General features: G+C 69.0%; 15 protein-coding genes. 9 read left to right on the plus strand and 6 right to left on the minus strand.

Annotated elements, in window-relative coordinates; all coding sequences use genetic code 11:
- Positions 1-264: 264 nt before the first annotated feature.
- The 4 genes from ACZYRS_RS23395 to ACZYRS_RS23410 all read right to left on the minus strand — a co-directional run bounded on the left by ACZYRS_RS23395 (position 265) and on the right by ACZYRS_RS23410 (position 4,498).
- Entirely contained in the window at positions 265-1,449 is a 1,185-nt protein-coding gene (locus ACZYRS_RS23395) for an ABC transporter substrate-binding protein (protein WP_463421159.1), read from the minus strand.
- 152 nt (positions 1,450-1,601) lie between these two features.
- A complete protein-coding gene (locus ACZYRS_RS23400; RefSeq protein WP_463421160.1) occupies positions 1,602-2,588 on the minus strand; it encodes a PDR/VanB family oxidoreductase in 987 nt (328 codons plus the stop codon).
- A gap of 31 nt (positions 2,589-2,619) precedes the next feature.
- On the minus strand, positions 2,620-3,309 hold the full coding sequence (locus tag ACZYRS_RS23405) for a GntR family transcriptional regulator (protein ID WP_463422527.1): 690 nt from the start codon (positions 3,307-3,309) through the stop codon (positions 2,620-2,622).
- A 79-nt stretch (positions 3,310-3,388) separates the two neighbouring features.
- The gene (locus ACZYRS_RS23410) at positions 3,389-4,498 is read right to left on the minus strand and encodes an aromatic ring-hydroxylating dioxygenase subunit alpha (protein ID WP_463421161.1); all 1,110 of its coding nucleotides are present in this window, start codon (positions 4,496-4,498) and stop codon (positions 3,389-3,391) included.
- A gap of 147 nt (positions 4,499-4,645) precedes the next feature.
- Here ACZYRS_RS23410 and ACZYRS_RS23415 point away from each other — a divergent pair, with 147 nt between their 5' ends.
- From ACZYRS_RS23415 to ACZYRS_RS23425, 3 genes are read left to right on the plus strand one after another with little or no spacing between them, the layout of a single operon-like run.
- Entirely contained in the window at positions 4,646-5,767 is a 1,122-nt protein-coding gene (locus ACZYRS_RS23415) for a 5-methyltetrahydropteroyltriglutamate--homocysteine S-methyltransferase (protein WP_198787626.1), read from the plus strand.
- Positions 5,768-5,794: 27 nt separating this feature from the next.
- On the plus strand, positions 5,795-6,469 hold the full coding sequence (locus ACZYRS_RS23420; protein ID WP_463421162.1) for a glutathione S-transferase family protein: 675 nt from the start codon (positions 5,795-5,797) through the stop codon (positions 6,467-6,469).
- Between the two features lie 34 nt (positions 6,470-6,503).
- Positions 6,504-7,883, plus strand: coding sequence for a phospholipase D-like domain-containing protein (locus ACZYRS_RS23425; protein ID WP_463421163.1), 1,380 nt, complete (start codon positions 6,504-6,506; stop codon positions 7,881-7,883).
- Here ACZYRS_RS23425 and ACZYRS_RS23430 read toward each other — a convergent pair.
- Positions 7,861-8,586: a TetR/AcrR family transcriptional regulator gene (locus ACZYRS_RS23430; RefSeq protein WP_463421164.1), complete on the minus strand. Its 726-nt coding sequence runs from the start codon at positions 8,584-8,586 to the stop codon at positions 7,861-7,863. The genes ACZYRS_RS23425 and ACZYRS_RS23430 overlap by 23 nt on opposite strands.
- 102 nt (positions 8,587-8,688) lie before the next feature.
- On the opposite strand from ACZYRS_RS23430, the gene ACZYRS_RS23435 reads away from it, so the two are divergent.
- Genes ACZYRS_RS23435 through ACZYRS_RS23455 form a run of 5 tightly spaced genes read left to right on the plus strand, consistent with a single transcriptional unit; the run spans position 8,689 to position 15,323 of the window.
- On the plus strand, positions 8,689-9,702 hold the full coding sequence (locus ACZYRS_RS23435; protein WP_463421165.1) for an HlyD family efflux transporter periplasmic adaptor subunit: 1,014 nt from the start codon (positions 8,689-8,691) through the stop codon (positions 9,700-9,702).
- Complete coding sequence (locus ACZYRS_RS23440; RefSeq protein WP_463421166.1) at positions 9,702-11,501, plus strand: ATP-binding cassette domain-containing protein; 1,800 nt, start codon at positions 9,702-9,704, stop codon at positions 11,499-11,501. Before ACZYRS_RS23435 ends, ACZYRS_RS23440 begins: the two co-directional genes overlap by 1 nt.
- On the plus strand, positions 11,498-12,634 hold the full coding sequence (locus ACZYRS_RS23445) for an ABC transporter permease (protein ID WP_463421167.1): 1,137 nt from the start codon (positions 11,498-11,500) through the stop codon (positions 12,632-12,634). The genes ACZYRS_RS23440 and ACZYRS_RS23445 overlap by 4 nt, the downstream gene beginning before the upstream one ends.
- Positions 12,635-12,653: 19 nt before the next feature.
- Positions 12,654-13,772 (plus strand): ABC transporter permease, encoded by a 1,119-nt coding sequence (locus ACZYRS_RS23450; protein ID WP_463421168.1) that lies wholly within the window; start codon positions 12,654-12,656, stop codon positions 13,770-13,772.
- Between the two features lie 15 nt (positions 13,773-13,787).
- The gene (locus tag ACZYRS_RS23455) at positions 13,788-15,323 is read left to right on the plus strand and encodes an efflux transporter outer membrane subunit (RefSeq protein ID WP_463421169.1); all 1,536 of its coding nucleotides are present in this window, start codon (positions 13,788-13,790) and stop codon (positions 15,321-15,323) included.
- Here the strand turns inward: ACZYRS_RS23455 and ACZYRS_RS23460 are convergent.
- Positions 15,307-16,416, minus strand: coding sequence for an ROK family protein (locus ACZYRS_RS23460; RefSeq protein ID WP_233101942.1), 1,110 nt, complete (start codon positions 16,414-16,416; stop codon positions 15,307-15,309). The two genes, ACZYRS_RS23455 and ACZYRS_RS23460, sit on opposite strands and share 17 nt — an antisense overlap.
- 111 nt (positions 16,417-16,527) lie before the next feature.
- On the opposite strand from ACZYRS_RS23460, the gene ACZYRS_RS23465 reads away from it, so the two are divergent.
- A complete protein-coding gene (locus ACZYRS_RS23465; RefSeq protein ID WP_463421170.1) occupies positions 16,528-18,093 on the plus strand; it encodes an ABC transporter permease/substrate-binding protein in 1,566 nt (521 codons plus the stop codon).
- The last annotated feature ends 33 nt before the right edge of the window (positions 18,094-18,126 follow it).

The following is an 18,126-nucleotide window of genomic DNA, read 5'->3' on the forward strand; positions in this document are numbered from 1 at the left end:
GTACTCCCCTCCGCGAATGTCCCCCGGGGCTTCGCCCCTCCTCCTTGATTTCGCTGCGGGGAGCACCCGATGCCCTGCGCATGCAGAGCGCTGTCGTGGTGCTGGCCAATCAACGACTGCACTGAATGTCGAGCACGCCGATGGGGTGCCTTGCGCAGCGAAATCAAGGAGGAGCCGAAGGCGGGGGACATTCGCGGAGCAAGGTACCCCGTCGGCGGGATCGCGCCCTGAAGAACAACGCACCTCATGCCCCTGGGGGAAGTCTCACTTCGCCTTGCCCGGATCCTTCACACCTTTGATCACATCGAACTCGACGTTGTAGAGTCGTCCGTCTTTCTTCTCGACCTTGCGCAGGTACACGTCCTGCACGATGTCGCGCGTCTGCGCATCGATCAGCACCTGGCCGCGCGGGCTCTCGAAGACCTGGCCCTTCATGGCTGCCAGCAGCGCTTCGCCGCCGCCCTGGCCCTTGGTGGTCTTGAGCGCTTCGTAGATCACGCGCATGCCGTCGTAGCCGCCGACGGCCATGAAGTTGGGGCGCATCTTGGGGTTGGCCTTCTGGAACGCGTCAACGAACTTCTTGTTCGCGGCCGAGGGGTGCGCGGCCGAGTAGTGGTGCGAGGTGACCACGCCGAGCGCGCCGTCGCCCATGTCGTTGAGCTGGTCGTCATCGGTCACGTCGCCGGTGGCGATCATGCGGATGCCGGCCTTGTCCATGCCGCGTTCGAGAAACTGCTTCATCACCGCCGCGCCCGCGCCCGAGGGCACGAAGACGAACAGCGCATCGGGCTTGGCGTCGCGCACCTTCTGCAGGAACGGCGCGAAGTCGGGGTTGCGCAGCGGCACGCGGAGTTTCTCGATCACCTTGCCGCCGTTGAGCTGGAAGCGCTCGCTGAAGAACTTCTCGGCGTCGTTGCCGGGGCCGTAGTCGGCCACCAGCGTGACGACCGTCTTCACGCCGTTCTTGGGTGCCCAGTCGCCCATGGCGACCGACACCTGCGGCAGCGTGAAGCTCGAACGCACGATGTAGGGCGAGGCCTCGGTGATGCTGGAGGTGGCCGCGGCCATCACCACTTCGGGGGTCTTGGACTGCGTGGCGATCGGCGCCACGGCCAGGGCCAGGGGCGTGAGGCCGAAGCCGGCCAGCACGTTGACCTTGTCGTTCACCACCAGTTCCTGCGCGAGGCGCTTGGTCACGTCGGGCAGGCCCGTGTCGTCCTTGACGATGAGCTCGACCTTCTTGCCGGCCACGGTGTCGCCGTTCTGCGCCATGTACAGGCGCGCAGCGGCTTCGATCTGGCGGCCGGTGGAGGCCGACTGGCCCGTCATCGGGAGGATCAGGCCGATCTTGAACTTGTTGTCTTGCGCGCTGGCCAGCGGCAGCGTGAGCGCGGTTGCGAGCGCAATGGCCGAGAGGCCCGCGGTCTGGATGAGATGGCGTCTTTGCATGAGGTTTTCCTTGGAGGGACGGAATGCGAAACCGGGGCTATTTTCAACACTTTGCAACATTCGGCGGAGCAGGCAATCACCTAGCCCGCCCCTGTCGCGGGCCTTTGTTGCGCGATCAATAAATGAACTGCGCGATCATCGCGCAAGGCGCCTCAGCTGTCGGCGCGGTAGGCGGAATCGAGCGTGAGCGTACCCACGGCGCGTGACACGCAGGCGCAGATGCGGGTCGTGGCCGCTTTCTCGTGGGCGCTCAGGAACACGTCGCGGTGGTCGACTTCGCCATCGACCGCGAGAACGTCCATCGCGCAGAGGCCGCATTCGCCGCGTTTGCAGTCCGAGAGGGTCTGCACGCCGGCGGCGTCGAGCGCCTCGAGCAGCGTGCAGTCGGCGGGCACGGTGATCGCCAGGTCGTGCCGGGGAATGCGCACCGTGAAGGCCTGCGTCGCGAGGCGGCCGCTGCTGCCGAAGGTCTCGAAGCGCAGGTCGGCCGGGGCCCGGCCGGCGGCCTCCCAGGCGCGCTTGACGGCTTCGAGCATCGGCACCGGGCCGCAGGTGTAGAGCTGGCCGCCGGGCGGCAGCGCGGCGATGGCGCCAGCGAAGTCGATGGGGGCCGAGCCTTCGTGCGCGACGACGCCGTCGCCCAATGCCGCCTGCAAGTGCGGGAGGTAGCCGAGCTCGCCGGCATGGCGCGCGCCGTAGAGCATCTTCACGGGCACGCCGCTTCGCTTCGCATGCGCGCCCAGGCGCTGCGCCATCAGCACCAGCGGCGTGATGCCGATGCCGCCCGCCACCAGCAGGTAGCCGGGCGCCGAAAGGTCGAGCGCAAAGTGGTTCTGCGGCGCGCTCACCTGCAGGCGGTCGCCCGGCGCGAGCTGCCACATCGCGAGCGAGCCGCCGCGGCCGTCGTCCAGGCGCTTGACCGCGATGCGCCAGCATTGGCCATCGCCCTCGCCGACCAGCGAGTACGAGCGCGTCTGCAGCCTGCCCTGCGCGGTCATCACCTGCACCTGCAGGTGGGCGCCGGGTTCATACGCGGCGGCAAAGCCCGATTCAGGCCGCAGTTCGAACTCGCGCACGGTGGGCGTGACGTCGCGCAGCGCAACCACCTGCGCCTGCATCCATTGAAGATCGCTTTTCATCGGGAACACCAAACGGGAAAAAGAGGGAAGGTCAGCCGCGGCGGCGGATCAGCTGCACGCCGGGCAGCGCGCGCTGCTCGGCGCTCGGCGTGCCGTGCAGCGCCTCGCGCAGGTTTCGCCGCGCGATGCGGCTGTGCTCGCGCATCAGCGCCTCGGCGCGCGAGCCCTCGCCGGATTCGATGGCGTCGAGCACCTGCAGGTGCTGGTCCTGCGCGATCACGAGCATGTCGCGCGCGGCCGGCGAATTGGCCTGCACGATGACGAAGCCCGAGGGCGATGCAAACGGCAGGTTGACCACGCGCTCCAGCTGCTGCGCGATGACCGGGCTGCCGGCCATCTCGCACAGCAGCGCATGGAATTTCTCGTTGTGCGTGACGTAGCGCGAGAACGCCGCGTCGTCGAGCGCGGGCTCGCGCAGCAGCTCGTCGATGCGCGCGAGGCAGGCGCGCGCTTCGCGCAGCACCACGGGCGCCGCACCGCGCTCGGCCGCCAGGCGGGCCACCAGCCCTTCGAGCGTGCCGCGCAGCTCGATCGCATCGGCCACGTCGCGCTCGGAAAACGTGCGCACCGCGTAGCCGCCGTTGGGCAGCGCTTCGAGCAGGCCTTCTTGCTCGAGCCGCATCAGCGCGCTGCGCACGGGCGTGCGCGACACGCCGAGCTGTTCGGAGATGGCGACTTCGGCGATGCGCGCGCCGCCGGGCAGCTCGCCCGCGAGGATCATTTCGCGCAGCCGCAGCTGCGCCTTCACCGCCTGCGAGCTGCCGGTGTCGCCGGGCTCGAGGGGGAGACCACAGCGGCCTTCATGCGGCCCGCTTTTCTTCGACGGGCCGGATCGGGATCGCGGCGCGCGCGGGCTTTTCCTTCTCGACCATGCGGTCGATCAGCCGGCGCGCCCACATCGAGCCGGCGTCGATGTTGAGGTTGTAGAACTGGTGGTCGGGGTGGTCGTCCATGGCCTTCTGCTGGGCTTCGAGCACGAGCTCGTCTTCGCGGAAGATGCCGGCCACGCCCTCGCGCAGTTCGTGCGTGAGGCGCTGCTCGCCGAGGCAGTAGTTGCGCGCGAACGCCCAGAAGTACAGGCACGTCTTGTCGGTCTCGGGCGTGATGGTGTTGAGCACGTAGCCGTTGACACCCTTGCTGCGGTCGCCGGGGTTGCCGTCCTTCGGCACCGCGCCGCTGCCCGCCTCGGCCACGCCCACGTCGATGTTCACCGTGCACGGGCCCTCGAAGCGAATGATCTGCCAGCGATCGACCTTGCCCGTGTAGCCGCGTGCATGGCGGATCTGGCCGCCCCAGAACGGCGGCGCGTCGATGCCTTCCATCCAGCGCGTGACGGTGGCCGAGCGGTCGCCGTGCGTGGCGACGAAGGGTGCCTCGGCCACTTCGCGGTTGCCGATCGAGGAGCCGTGCACGAAGGTCTCGTGCGTCAGGTCCATGAGGTTGTCGACCACGAGCCGGTAGTCGCAGTTGACGCGGATCATCTTGCCGTCGCCGGCCCAGGCGGGGTCGTCGTTCCAGTGCATGTCGGGCACGAGCGCCGGGTCGGCCTTGGCCGGATCGCCGGGCCAGATCCAGATGAAGCGGTGCTTCTCGACCACGGGAAAGTTGCGAACGCACGCCGATGGGTTGAGCGTTTCCTGGCTCGGCATGTGGGTGCAGCGGCCCTGGCTGTTGTAGACGAGGCCGTGGTAGCCGCAGACCAGCTCGTCGCCCTCGAGGCGGCCGAGCGAGAGCGGCATGAGGCGGTGCCAGCAGGCGTCTTCGAGCACTGCCACCTGGCCATCGGTGCGGCGGAACAGCACCACCTTCTGGTTGCAGATCGTGCGGGGCAAGAGGGCGTGGCGCACTTCGACGTCGTAGGCGGCGGCGTACCAGGCGTTCAGGGGAAAAGCGGTCGTGGGCGTTTTCATGAATACCCAATGTATACAGAAACGAGGAAATATCCAGCCATATCGCGCCGATTCGAGGGTAAACACTGATCTAAGGGTATACAGCCACGCGACTTTCGAAGGCGCTAGGATGCTCCGTTCGTTATCAGCCACGACGGAGTTCACCCCATGTCCCAGCACGCCGCCCTGCCCGCCCGCTACGACCACGTCGGCAGTTTCCTGCGCCCCAAGTACCTGCTCGAAGCGCGCGAGCAGAAGGCCAAGGGCGAGATCACGCCCGAGCAACTGCGCACGGTCGAAGACAAGGCCATCACCGAGATCGTCCGCTTCCAGGAAGACATTGGCCTGAAAAGCATCACCGACGGCGAGTTCCGCCGCACGTATTTCCACATCGACTTTCTCGACCAGCTCGGCGGCGTGAAGACCGACATTCCCGTCACCATCCGCAAGCCCGACGGCACCGAGGAACTGGCACCGCCCGCGATGCGCGTGATCGACAAGGTGCGCCACGTCAAGGACATCCAGCTGGCCGATTTCCAGTACCTGAAGAGCCAGGTCTCCGCAGGCCGCACGCCCAAGGTGACGATCCCTTCGCCGACGATGCTGCACTTTCGCGGCGGCCGCGCCGGCATCAGCAAGGACGCGTACCCCGAGCTCGACCCGGTGTTCTACGACGACGTGGCCAAGGCCTACGGCGACGAGTTGCGCTCGCTCGCTGCCGCCGGCTGCACCTATGTGCAGATGGACGACACCAACCTCGCGTACCTCTGCGACGAGCACATGCGCGAAGCCGCCCGCAAGCGCGGCGACGACCCGAACGAGCTGCCCCACCGCTATGCCGCCTTCATCAACAAGGTGGTCGCGCAGAAGCCGCCGGGCATGCTGCTGGCGATGCACCTGTGCCGCGGCAACTTCAAGAGCACGCACGCTGCGGCCGGCAACTACGAGCCGGTGGCCGAGGCGCTCCTGAAGGAGATGGACCTGGACGCCTACTTCATGGAATACGACGACGCCCGCTCGGGCGACTTCAAGCCGCTGCGCTACCTGCCCAAGGGCAAGACGGTGGTGCTCGGCCTCGTGACCACCAAGTTCGGCGAGATGGAAGACAAGGACGAGCTCAAGCGCCGCATCGAGGAGGCCGCCAAGTACGCGCCGCTCGAGCAGCTCGCGCTCTCGCCGCAGTGCGGCTTCTCCAGCACCGTGCACGGCAACAACATCGCGGTGGAAGCGCAGCGCAACAAGCTGCGCCTGGTGGTCGAGACGGCGCAGGAGGTCTGGGGCTCGACCTGACGCGCCGTTTCTGGTGAAGTCGGGGGCATGACGACTCACATCTATTCCGGCCCCCTCAGCATGTTCGGCGCCAAGGTCGAGATCGCGGCACGCGAAAAAGGCATCGCCTTCGACCTCGTCATGGTGCCGTTCACCAAGGACGACGCCTACGACCCGAAGCACCCCGAGGTGCTTCGGGTCAACGCCGTCAAGCAGCAGGTGCCCGTGCTGGTCGACGACGCGGTGGCGCTGTTCGACTCGACGCAGATCTTCGAGTACCTCGAAGACCGTTATCCCCCACCCACATCGCTGGCCCTGTGGCCCCAGGACATCGCCGAGCGGGCGCGGGCGCGGCAGCTGGAGCAGAAATCCGACGAGGTGTTCTTTCCGAACGTCATCAAGCTCTTCGGCCTGCAGAACGCCATGCAGAGCGCTCCGGCGGTCGCGGCATGCGCCGCCTGCGCGCGCTTCTACGAAGAGATGGACGGCCTGCTGGCCACGCGCGATTACCTCGCGGGCCCCTACTCCTTCGCGGACATCGCCTTCTACATGGCCCACGTGTTCGCCGACCGCAAGGGCGCCGGCATGACCGACGCCACGCCGCGTCTGGTGGCCTGGCGCAACCGCGTGCGCGACCGGCCCGCGGTGCATGCGGTGGTCGATCCGATGATGAAATTCCTCGCCTCCGAGGGCCGCGGCGTGCCCGCCTTCCTGCAGCGCTGACCGCACGCAGACGCGCTGAGGCATCATCAGCCCCATGCCGACTCCTGCGTTCGACTGGCTGCCCTCTCCCTCGCAGCATTTCCTCGTCGTCACTTTTGCGCTGCTTGTCTACGTCCTCACCACGCGCGCGCGCCGCGAGCAGCGCGCCCCCACCACCGCCATCGCGTGGGTGATGGGGCTGGTGCTGATGCCCTACCTGATCCTTCCGATGTACCTGCTGTTCGGGCAGCGCAAGCTCCGCCCGGCCGGCTCGCCGCGACCGCCGCGCTCGGTGCCGCCGGGGCACTGGGCGGCCGACCTGATCGAGAGCTTCGGCCTCGCGCCGCCCGGGCGCTGCGCGGTGCGCCTGCATGCCGACGGCGAGGCCGCGCGCGAGGCGCTGTGGCAGGTGATCGACGGCGCGCGCGAACGCATCGACGTGTGCACCTTCATCATCGGCGACGACGCGCTCGGCCATGCGGTGATCGCGCGGCTCGCGCAGCGCGCGCGCGAAGGCATCAAGGTGCGCGTGCTGCTCGACGGCTTCGGCGCGCTGTCGCTGCCGCGCCATCACTTCGACCTGCTGCGCGCGGCGGGCGGCGAGGTGGCGGTGTTCCGCCCCTTCTTCAGCCTGCGCCGTACCGGGCCGCGCAACCTGCGCAACCACCGCAAGTTCACCATCGCCGACGACAGCTGGCTCTGGTCGGGCGGGCGCAACCTCGCGGGCGAGTACTTCACGGGCAACGACAAGCACCCCGAGGCGTGGCGCGATCTCTCCTTCGACCTGCGCGGCAACGTGGCGGCCGCCGCAGCCCGCCAGTTCGATCACGACTGGAGCTCGGTACGCTCGCGCAAGGCGCGCGCCATCAGTTGCGACGACGTGCTCGAAGGCCCCGGCACCGCGATGGCCCAGTTCCTGCCGAGCGGCCCCGACCAGACCGAGGACACCGCGCACGCGCTCCTCATCGACGCGTGCTTTCGCGCCGAGCACCGCATCCTGGCGATCACGCCCTACTTCGTGCCCGGCGACGGCCTGCGCGACGCGCTGCGCCTGGCCGCGCGGCGCGGCGTGCAGGTGACGATCGCGATGCCCGCGCAGTCGAACCACCGGCTGGCCGACTTCGTGCGCGCCCGCGCCATGCGCGACCTGGCGCGCGCGGGCGTGAGCTTTCGCATGCTGCCCTTCATGGCGCACGCCAAGGCAGTGGTGGTCGACCACGAACTGGCGATGTGCGGCTCGATCAACCTGGACCTGCGCAGCCTGCTGCTGAACCACGAGGCGGCCGTGGTGTTCTACGGCCCGCACGAAATCGACTGGCTCGCCGAGTGGATCGACACCACCGCCTCGGCCGGCGAGCCCTACCGCGCGCGACGCCCGGGGTTGATGCGCGACGTGGCCGAGGGGCTCTTGCTCACCGTCGCTTTCCAGCTTTAGAAGCCGCGGGCGCCGCGTCCTTGGCGTCTTTCGCATCCTTCGCGATGGCATCCAGCCCCGCGAGCACATAGCGCATCAGGTCGTCCGCCAGCGCCTTCGTGTCCTTCAGCGCCGGCAGCACCTTGTTGCCCAGGTCCTTGGGCGCGACCATCATCACGATGCACGGCAGCACGGTGAACAGCAGCGCGCGCTGCACCGAAGGGTGGTCGTCGGGCAGCCCCACGATCGCGCCGATCAGCCCGCGCAGCAGCTTGGTCTTGGGCAGCACCGCGCGCTTGATCATCATCGGCATCGCCGGCGACGGCGACAGCGCCTCGCGCAGCACCACGCGAAATCCCCAGGGCGCCTTGGGCTGGCCGCCGACCTCGATCAGGTGCGTGAGCAGCGCGCGCAGCTTCTGCCGCGGATCGTTCGACACGCTGGCCAGGCCGACCAGCTCGTCGATGCTGACCAGCTGGCTGTGCGCCTCGATCAGCACCGCCTCGTAAAGCCCGTCGCGGCCGTTGAAGTGGTAGTTGATCGCGGCCATGTTGGTGCCCGCGCGGGTACAGATTTCCTTGCTCGTGGCTTCGGCGAAACCGCGCTCGGCGAACAGCCGGCCCGCGGTCTCCAGGATGTGCAGGCGCGTGGCGTTGCCGTCGGTGCGCTGGGTGCGCACCGAAGCGCTGGAGGGAGCGGAGGTACTGGAAGAGCGGGTGGCCATGGGCCAAGGTTAATCGAATTGAAAAATTACTTCAAATTCAAATTTCAATTTGATAACATCCGGCCGCATACCCCGTTCTGGAAACTGGCAGGAACCCGACCCATGAACAAGAAACCCCTCATCGCCGTGGCCGTCGTCGCACTGGCCGCCGTGGCGGGCGGCTGGTGGTACTTCAACCGCTCGGCCACGCCCACCGACCAGATCGTGCTCTACGGCAACGTCGATGTGCGCCAGGTCTCGCTCGCCTTCAATGCCAACGACCGCGTGGCCGAACTCGCGGTGCGCGAAGGCGACCACGTGCGGGCCGGGCAACTCCTAGGCAAGCTGGACACCCGCACGCTCGCGCTGCGCGTGGCGCAGTCGCAGGCGCGCATCGGCGTGCAGGAGCAGGCCCTGCTGCGCCTGAAGACCGGCAGCCGCCCCGAGGAAGTGGCCCAGGCCGGCGCGCAGGTGACCGCCGCGCGGGCCGATGCCGACCTCGCGCAGCAGCAGCTCGCGCGCCTGCAGGGCATCAGCCAGACCACCGCAGGCCGCGCGGTGAGCCAGCAGGACCTGGACAGCGCGCAGGCCCGGCGCAAGGTCGCGCTCGCGCAGCTGGACAACGCGCGCAAGGCGCAGCAGCTCGTCGTCAGCGGCCCGCGCAAGGAAGACATCGCGCAGGCGCAGGCCCAGCTCGAATCGGCGCGCGCCGACCTCGCGCTCATGAACCACCAGCTCACCGAGGCCGAGCTGAGGGCGCCCATCGATGCCGTGGTGCGCGCGCGCCTGCTCGAACCCGGGGACATGGCCTCGCCGCAGCGCCCGGCCTTCACGCTCGCGATCACCGATCCCAAGTGGGTGCGCGCCTATGTGGCCGAGGCCGACCTCGGCCGCGTGAAGCCGGGCCAAGCCGCGCGCGTGACCACCGACAGCCGGCCCGGCGAAGCCATCGCCGGCAAGGTCGGCTACATCGCGTCGGTGGCCGAGTTCACGCCCAAGACCGTGCAGACCGAAGAGCTGCGCAGCAGCCTCGTCTACGAGATCCGCGTGATGGTCGAAGACAAGGAAGATCGCCTGCGCCTGGGCATGCCGGCCACCGTGCGGCTGCAGCTCTCCGACACCAACGGCAAGCCCTGATGTCCGCCACCGTGCCGGCCGTGGCCGGGCGCTCCCTGCACAAGCGCTTCACGCTCAAGTCGTCGAAGCAGCCGGTGCATGCGCTGGATGGCGTGTCGCTCGAAATCCCCAGCGGCACGCTCACCGCGCTGGTCGGGCCGGACGGCGCGGGCAAGACCACGCTGCTGCGCCTCATGGCGGGCCTCATGCGCGCCGACGAAGGCGAGCTGCGCGTGCTCGGCATCGACGTCTCGGCCGACCCGCAGGCGGTGCAGGACCGCATCAGCTACATGCCCCAGCGCTTCGGCCTCTACGACGACCTGAGCGTGCAGGAGAACCTCGACCTCTACGCCGACCTGCACGGCGTGTCGAAAGACAAGCGCCGCGAGCGCTACGCGCGGCTCATGGAGATGACCGACCTCGGCCGCTTCACCGACCGCCCCGCGGGCAAGCTCTCGGGCGGCATGAAGCAGAAGCTCGGCCTCGCGTGCACGCTGGTGCGCTCGCCCGACCTGCTGCTGCTGGACGAGCCGACCGTGGGCGTCGATCCGCTCTCGCGGCGCGAGCTCTGGCAGATCGTGCAGCAGCTGGTGGACGACGAGAAGCTCTCGGTCATCGTGAGCACCGCCTACCTGGACGAGGCCGAGCGCTGCAGCCAGGTGTTCGTGCTGCGCGAGGGCAAGCTGCTCGCGGAGGGCGCGCCGGCCGAGATTCGCGACCATGCACAGGGCCTGTGCTTCGTCGCCGCGCCACCGGAGGGCGAGCCGCCGCGCCTGATGCAGGCGCGGCTCCTCGATGCGCAACAGGACATCGTCGATGCCGTGCCGCAAGGCGGCGAGGTGCACTTCATCCGCCGCAAGGACACCGACGATGCGACGCTCGCCACGCTGCTGGCCGGCGCGCACGCGGAGCCGGTGCCGCCGCGGCTCGAAGACGGCTTCATGACGCTGCTGCGCACGCAGCAAGCAACCGCAACGAACACCACCGCAGCCACGACCTCCAGCCCCGCCAAGGGCGACTCCGGCGAAGTCGTCATCGAAGTGAAGGACCTCGTGCGCCGCTTCGGCGATTTCGTCGCCGTCGCGAGCACCAGCTTCTCGGTGCGGCGCGGCGAGATCTTCGGGCTGCTCGGCCCCAACGGCGCGGGCAAGACCACCACCTTCCGCATGCTCTGCGGCCTCCTGCCCGCGAGCGGCGGCCAGTTGCGCGTGGCCGGCGTGGACCTGCGCCATGCGCGCGCGCAGGCCCGCCAGCGCATCGGCTACGTCTCGCAGAAGTTCGCGCTCTACGGCAACCTCACGGTGCGCGAGAACCTCTCGTTCTTCGGCGGCGCCTACGGCCTGCGCGGAGAGCGGCTGCAAGCGCGCATGCAGACGGTGCTGCGCCAGTTCGACCTCGAACGCGAGCTCGACACGCCCAGCGGCCAGTTGCCCGGCGGCTACCGCCAGCGCCTGGCGATGGCCACGGGTCTCCTGCACGAGCCCGAGATCCTGTTCCTGGACGAGCCCACGAGCGGCGCCGACCCGCTTGCGCGCCGCGAGTTCTGGCGCCGCATCACCGCGCTGGCCGAAGGCGGCACCACCATCGTCATCACCACGCACTTCATGGAAGAGGCCGAGTACTGCGACCGCATCGTGATCCAGGACGCGGGCAAGGTGCTCGCCATCGGCACGCCGCAGGAAGTGCGCGCGCAGGCGCTCGACGGCGAAGACAGTGGCAAGCGCATCGACATGGAGCAGGCCTTCATCGGAATCGTGGAGAAGGCGCGGCGCAAAGGGAAAGAAACGGCAGCGAAGCAACCGGAAGGAGCCACAGCATGAGCGGCTTCTGGTCCCGGTTGATCTCCCTCACGCGCAAGGAATTCCGCCAGCTGCTGCGCGACCGCAGCAACCTGGCGATCGGCATCCTGCTGCCGATGGTGCTGATCCTGATCTTCGGCTACGGCATGTCGCTCGACGTGAAGAACGCGCCGGTGGCCGTGGTGATGGAAGACGCCTCGCCCACGGCGCACGAAGCCATCGCGGGCCTGCAGCTCTCGCCCACCATCGCGCCGGTGCTGCTGGGCTCCATGCACGACGCCGAAGAACTGATGCGCGAGCGCAAGGTCGACGGCATCGTGCGCATTCCGAGCGATTTCTCGCGCGCGCTGGCCGCGGGAAACGCGCGCGTGCAGCTCGTCGTGCACGGCGCCGATGCGGGCCGCGCGACCATCATCCAGGCCTACGTGAGCGGCGCCCTCGCCCAGACGGCCGTGCGGCAGGCCGATCGCCTGGGCAGCACCTCGGGCGCCGACGCGCCGCCCGTGGGCCGCGTCACCGTCGAGCAGCGCATGTGGTTCAACGCCGCGAACACCAGCACCTGGTACCTCGTGCCGGGGCTCATCGTGCTGATCATGACGCTGGTCGGCGCCTTCCTCACCGCGCTGGTGATGGCGCGCGAATGGGAGCGCGGCACGCTCGAGGCGCTGTTCGTCACCCCGGTGCGGCCCGTCGAGATCCTGCTGGCCAAGATCATTCCGTACTTCGGTGTCGGCATGCTGGGCCTGGCGCTGTGCCTGCTGGCCGCGCGCTTCCTGTTCGCGGTGCCGATGTACGGCTCGCTCGCCGTGGTGGTGTTCAGCTCGATGCTCTACCTGATCGTGGCGGTGAGCCTGGGCCTGGTGATCTCGTCGGTCACGCGCAACCAGTTCCTCGCGAGCCAGATCGCGCTGATCGCGACCTTCATGCCCTCGATGATGCTGTCGGGCTTCCTCTTCGACCTGCGCAACGTGCCCACGGCCGTGCGCGTCATCGGGCATGTGCTGCCGGCCACCTACTTCATGGACCTGATCAAGACGCTGTTCCTCGCGGGCGACGTCTGGCCGCTCGTCTGGCGCAACTGCGCCATCCTGCTGTGCTATGCGGTCGGCCTGCTGCTGGTCGCGCGCGCGGTCACGCGCAAGAGCCTCGATTGAGACGCGAAGGAACCGGAACATGATCGACTTCCTGCTGCGCATCGCCAACCTCTGCAAGAAGGAGCTGCTCGCGATCCTGAAGGACCCGGCCACGCGCACCATCCTCTTCGCACCCGCGCTGCTGCAGAGCCTGATCTTCGGCTACGGCGCAACCTACGACCTGGCGAACGTGCCTTATGCGCTGCTCGACCAGAGCCGCACGGGCGCCGCGACCGAGCTCATCGCGCACCTGGACAGCACGGGCGTCTTCCACCGCGTGGCCACGCTGCGCACGCAGGCCGACATCCGCGAGGTGATCGACACCGAGAAGGCGCTGCTCGTGATCCAGATCGCGCCCGACTTCGAGCGGCAGCTGAGCGCCGGGCAGCCCGCGGCGATCCAGCTGATTCTGGATGCGCGCAACTCCAACACCGCGGGCTCGGCCGCAGGCTACGTGGGTGCGGTGGTCGAGCGCTACAACGCCGAGTTGCGCACCCGCGCGGGCGCACCGCCGGCGCCGCTGGTCATCGAATCGCGCGCCTGGTTCAACCCGAACCTGGAGACGCGCTGGAACCTCCTGCCCGGCATGATCGCCGCGCTCAGCATGCTGCAGACGCTGCTGCTCACCGCGCTCTCGGTGGCGCGCGAGCGCGAGCAAGGCACCTTCGACCAGCTGTTGGTGACGCCGATGTCGCCGCTCGAAATCATGATCGGCAAGGCGCTGCCGCCGGTGCTGGTGGGCCTTGCGCAGTCGTCGTTGATCCTCGTGGTGGCGATGTTCTGGTTCGGCATTCCGATGGCGGGCTCGCTCGTCACGCTCTACACGGGGCTCATCTTCTTCACCATCGCGAGCGTGGGCATCGGCCTGTCGATCTCGGCCGTGTCGGCCAACATGCAGCAGGCCATGCTCTACACCTTCGTGCTGCTGATGCCGATGATGCTGCTGTCGGGCCTGACCACGCCGGTGCGCAACATGCCGCACGTGCTGCAGGTGATCACCATGGCCAATCCGCTGCGCTTCGCGATCGACCTGGTGCAGCGCGTGTACCTGGAGGGCGTGGGGCTGGGCACCGTCTGGCACAACCTGATTCCGCTCTCCATCATCGCGGTCGTCACGCTGCCGCTGGCGGCGTGGCTCTTTCGCAATCGTCTTGTCTGACCACGGGAGCACTTCATGCCTCTCACCTTCCATTCCACATGCAACGCGGTGACTGCTGCCGCGCTGGCACTTCTCGTCGGCGGCTGCGCCGTGGGCCCCGACCACACGCCCTCGGAGCCGCGCGCCCCCGCCGACTGGTCCGCATGGCACGGCGGTTCGCCCGCATTGCTCGGCGCCGAACGCAATGCCGCGCCGGCAGCGGCCTCCCTCGCGCCCGGCGACTGGAAGGCCTTCAACGACCCGATGCTCGACCGGCTGCAGGCGATGGTGCGCGCCGCCAACCCCGACCTGCAGACCGCCGCGCTGCGCTTCGCGCAGAGCCGCGTGCAGCGCGCCACCACGGCCGCCCAGCGCGGCCCGCAGGTCAACGCCAGCGCGGGCGTCACGCGGCAGCGGCAAAGCGAGAGCGGCGCGGCCACGCGGATGATCGATGCGCTGGGCTCCTCCGTCGCCAACAAGGACCAGCTGATCCGCACGCTCAGCGAGCCCTACAACCTCTACCAGGCCGGCTTCGACGCCTCGTGGGAAATCGATCTGTGGGGCCGCGTGCGACGCGCCGTGGAAGCGGCCGATGCCGATGCGGCCGCCTCGGCCGCGATGCTGCAGCAGGCCGAGCTCAGCGTGCAGGCCGAGCTCGCGCGCAACTACTTCGAGCTGCGCGGCACGCAGCGCGAACTGCGCATCGCGCGCGCCGACATCGCGGCCGCCGCCGAGTCGCTCGAACTCGTGCAGGCGCGCGCCGATGGGGGGCTCGTCACCGACCTCGACCCCGTGCGCCAGCGCACCCTGCTGGCCGAGCTGCGCGCGCGCGTCCCGTCGCTGCTGCAGCAGGAGGCCGATGCGATGAACCGCATCACGCTGCTCGTCGGTGCGGCGCCCGGCGCGCTCAACGCCGAACTGGCCGATGCGACCACCGACAGCGCAACCGATGCGCCGCCGCTGCCCGACCTCGCGCTCGGTCTCCCCGCGGACCTCGCGCGGCGCCGCCCCGACATCGCCGCGGCCGAGGCGCAGCTGCATGCCGCCACCGCGCGCGTCGGCGTGGCCGTGGCCGATCTCTATCCGCGCGTCACGCTGGGCGCGGGCTTCGGCTACGAGTCGGTGGGGAGTGATCGCTTCGGCGATTGGGGCAGCCGGCAATGGCATGTCGGCCCGTCCCTGAGCCTGCCGATCTTCGACAACGGCCGCCGCCGCAGCACCGTGGACCTGCGCGAGCTGCAGCAGCAGGAGGCGGCCGTCGCCTTCCAGCAGACGGTGCTCAAGGCCTGGCATGAAATCGACGGTGCGCTCAACGCGTACAGCGCCGAACGCCAGCGCCATGCCGAACTCATCGAGCGCGAGCGCCAGAGCAGCGATGCGCTCACGCTCGCGCATGCGCGCTATGCCAACGGGCTCACCGATTTCGGTGTCGAGCTCGACGCGCGCCGTGCGCTTTTGCAGGCCCGCCGCGACCACGCGCAGAGCACGAGCCGGCTGTCGGTGAGCCTGGTCGGTGTCTACAAGGCGCTTGCGGGCGGCGTGCCGCCCCGTGAACTCAGGGCAGGTTCGTGAAACTCGCGTTGCCCAACCCGGTGCCGATGGTCAGCACGCCCCAGTGCTTCACGTCGCGCATGAAGGGCAGTTCGCTCAGGCCCTGCACCACCGCGTCGTTGTGCATCAGCACCAGCGTCGGCCCCGAGCCGATCATCGGCATGCGGCGCCACACTTCGCTCGGCAGATGGAAGGCATGGCTCTCCCAGTCGCCCGGCAGGTTCTGCGCGCCGCGCGCGATGGAGCCGTCCTGGCGGATGAGGCCCGGACAGCCGATGCCGATGAAGGGCGCGAGGCGGATCTTCTTGCGCTCGCTGTAGAGCACCATCTCCTCCAGCATCTGGGCGATGTGCTCGACGATGCTGCCGCGGTTCGGGCCGTCGTCGGCGTGGCGCCACTTCATGCGCCGCACCACCTTCGCGAGCGAGAAGTCGCGTGCCTTGCGGTGGCGCGTCTTGACGATGCCGCAGCGGATGTTGGTGCCGCCGATGTCCACCGCAAGGATGGCATCGTGCCCCTTGAGCATCTCCGGCGGCGTGAGGTGCACCCAGCCGATGAGGCCGCCATCGTCCACGTTGTGCGAGAGGCGGCCCAGCTGCGCGTGCACGCCCATCTCCTCGAGGATGGCGCTGGCCTGCAGGATGGCGCGCTCGCCCACGTCGCTTTCGGGAAAGCCGCCGCCGATCACGATGCGCTGCACCTTCTCCCAGGAGGGCTGGCGGGTGAAGCGCTGGATCACATAGGCCAGCTCCTCGGCGAATTCCTCGATGGCGCCATGCATCACGTCGGCGGCTTCGGACGCCTTCTTGGCCTGCAGCGCGTGGTCGAGCTCCTTCTTGCTGAGGTTGCGCGAATGCGAGAGGCCCAGCGGGTCGCGGCCTTCCTTGCGGCGGCGCTTGCGCCAGCGTTCGAGCAGTTCCCTGAAGGCGGTCTGGCTGGCCTGGTCGCCGACGAAGCCGTCCTTGTCGCGCAGCTGGAGGCTGTAGCCGTCGACCTGCAGGCCCGGGAGTTCGCGCAGGCCGTGGACTTCGGAGCCCGGCAGGCCGCCCCTGGCGTCCTTGGTGTCCTTGGCGGTGACGGAGGAGGATTTCTTCTTCGAGGGCTTGGTCTTCATGGCGCTCGACTATGAGGCTCACCGCACCCTGACTGCATCGGCTCCGCGCACCATGCCGTGTAGGAGATTGGCGGGTACGCCGAACGAAGCGTTGTCTATACACTGGCCCGGATGCACCTGCTCCGCAGCCTCTGGCGTGCCGCCCTGTTGGTCTCGATGGCCTGGCTTGCCGCCGCCCCCGCGCAGGCCGCGGACGAGACATTGCGCGTCGGCTCCAAGCGTTTCACCGAGTCGTACATCCTGGCCGAGCTGCTCGCGCAGACGGCCGCGCCGCACACCGCGTCGCCGCCCGTCGTGCGGCAGGGCCTGGGCAACACGGCCATCGTCTACGAGGCGCTGCGCTCGGGGGCCATCGATCTCTATGCCGAGTACACCGGCACCATCGCATTGGAAATCCTCAAGGGCTCGCCCGCGGACACGCGCGAGGCGATGAACGCAGCGCTCGCGCCGATGGGCCTGGGCGTGGCCATTCCGCTCGGCTTCAACGACGGCTATGCGCTGGCGGTGCGCGCGGCCGACGCGGAGCGGCTCGGGCTGCGCACGTTGAGCGATCTGGCCAAGCACCCCGAACTCAAGCTGGGCCTATCGAACGAATTCCTCGGCCGCGCCGATGGCTGGAAGGGCCTGGCCGCGCGCTACGGCTTCACGCAGACGCCCACCGGCCTGGACCACGGCCTGGCCTACGAAGCGGTGGCCGCCAAGCAGATCGATGCGATCGACATCTACACCACCGACGCGAAGATCGACCACCTGGGCCTGCGCGTGCTCGAGGACGACAGGAAGTTCTTCCCGCGCTACGACGCGGTGGTGCTCTACAAGCTGGACCTGCCCACGCGCCTGCCCAAGGCGTGGGCCGCGCTGCAGGCGCTCGAAGGCAAGGTCGACGAGCACGCGATGATCGCGATGAACGCGCGTGCCGAGTTGCAGAGCGTGCCCTTCGATGTCATTGCGCGCGACTTCATCGCCAGCACCGGTGCATCCGGCATATCCGGCACGGCGGGCGCCGCGCAGCCGCAGGAGGCCCGGCGCGGCTTCACCGCCAAGCTCTTCGGCCCCGACCTCTGGAAGCTCGCGCGCCAGCACCTGCTGCTGGTGGCGGTGTCGGTGGGCATCGCGATATTGATCGGCGTGCCGATCGCGATCCTGGTGTTCTCGCATGTGCGCCTGCGCGCCGTGGTGCTGGGCATCGCGAGCCTGATGCAGACGGTGCCCTCGCTCGCGTTGCTGGCGGTGCTGATCTCGATGCTCGGCGCGATCGGGGCGCTGCCCGCGCTCATCGCGCTCACGCTCTACTCGCTGCTGCCGATCATGCGCAACACGGTGACGGGCCTGGCCGAAGTGCCGAACGGACTGCGCCTGGCGGGCACCGCGCTCGGCATGACGCCGCCGCAGAGCCTGCGGCTCGTGCTGCTGCCGTTGGCGCTGCCCACGCTGCTGGCGGGGGTGCGCACGGCCACGGCGATCGCCATCGGCACGGCGACCATCGCGGCGTTCATCGGTGCGGGTGGATTCGGCGAACGCATCGTCACGGGCCTGGCGCTGAACGACCGCGAACTGCTGCTGGCCGGCGCGCTGCCGGCCGCGGCGATGGCGCTCGTCAGCGAAGGGATTTTCGAGCTGATCGAGTGGACGATGCGGCGCCGGCGACGCGCACCGCCATCTTCGCTTCCGCCATGAAGCAGTCGCGCCGCCCGTAGCCGTTCACGCTGA

This window comes from Variovorax sp. AC194, assembly GCF_979257995.1.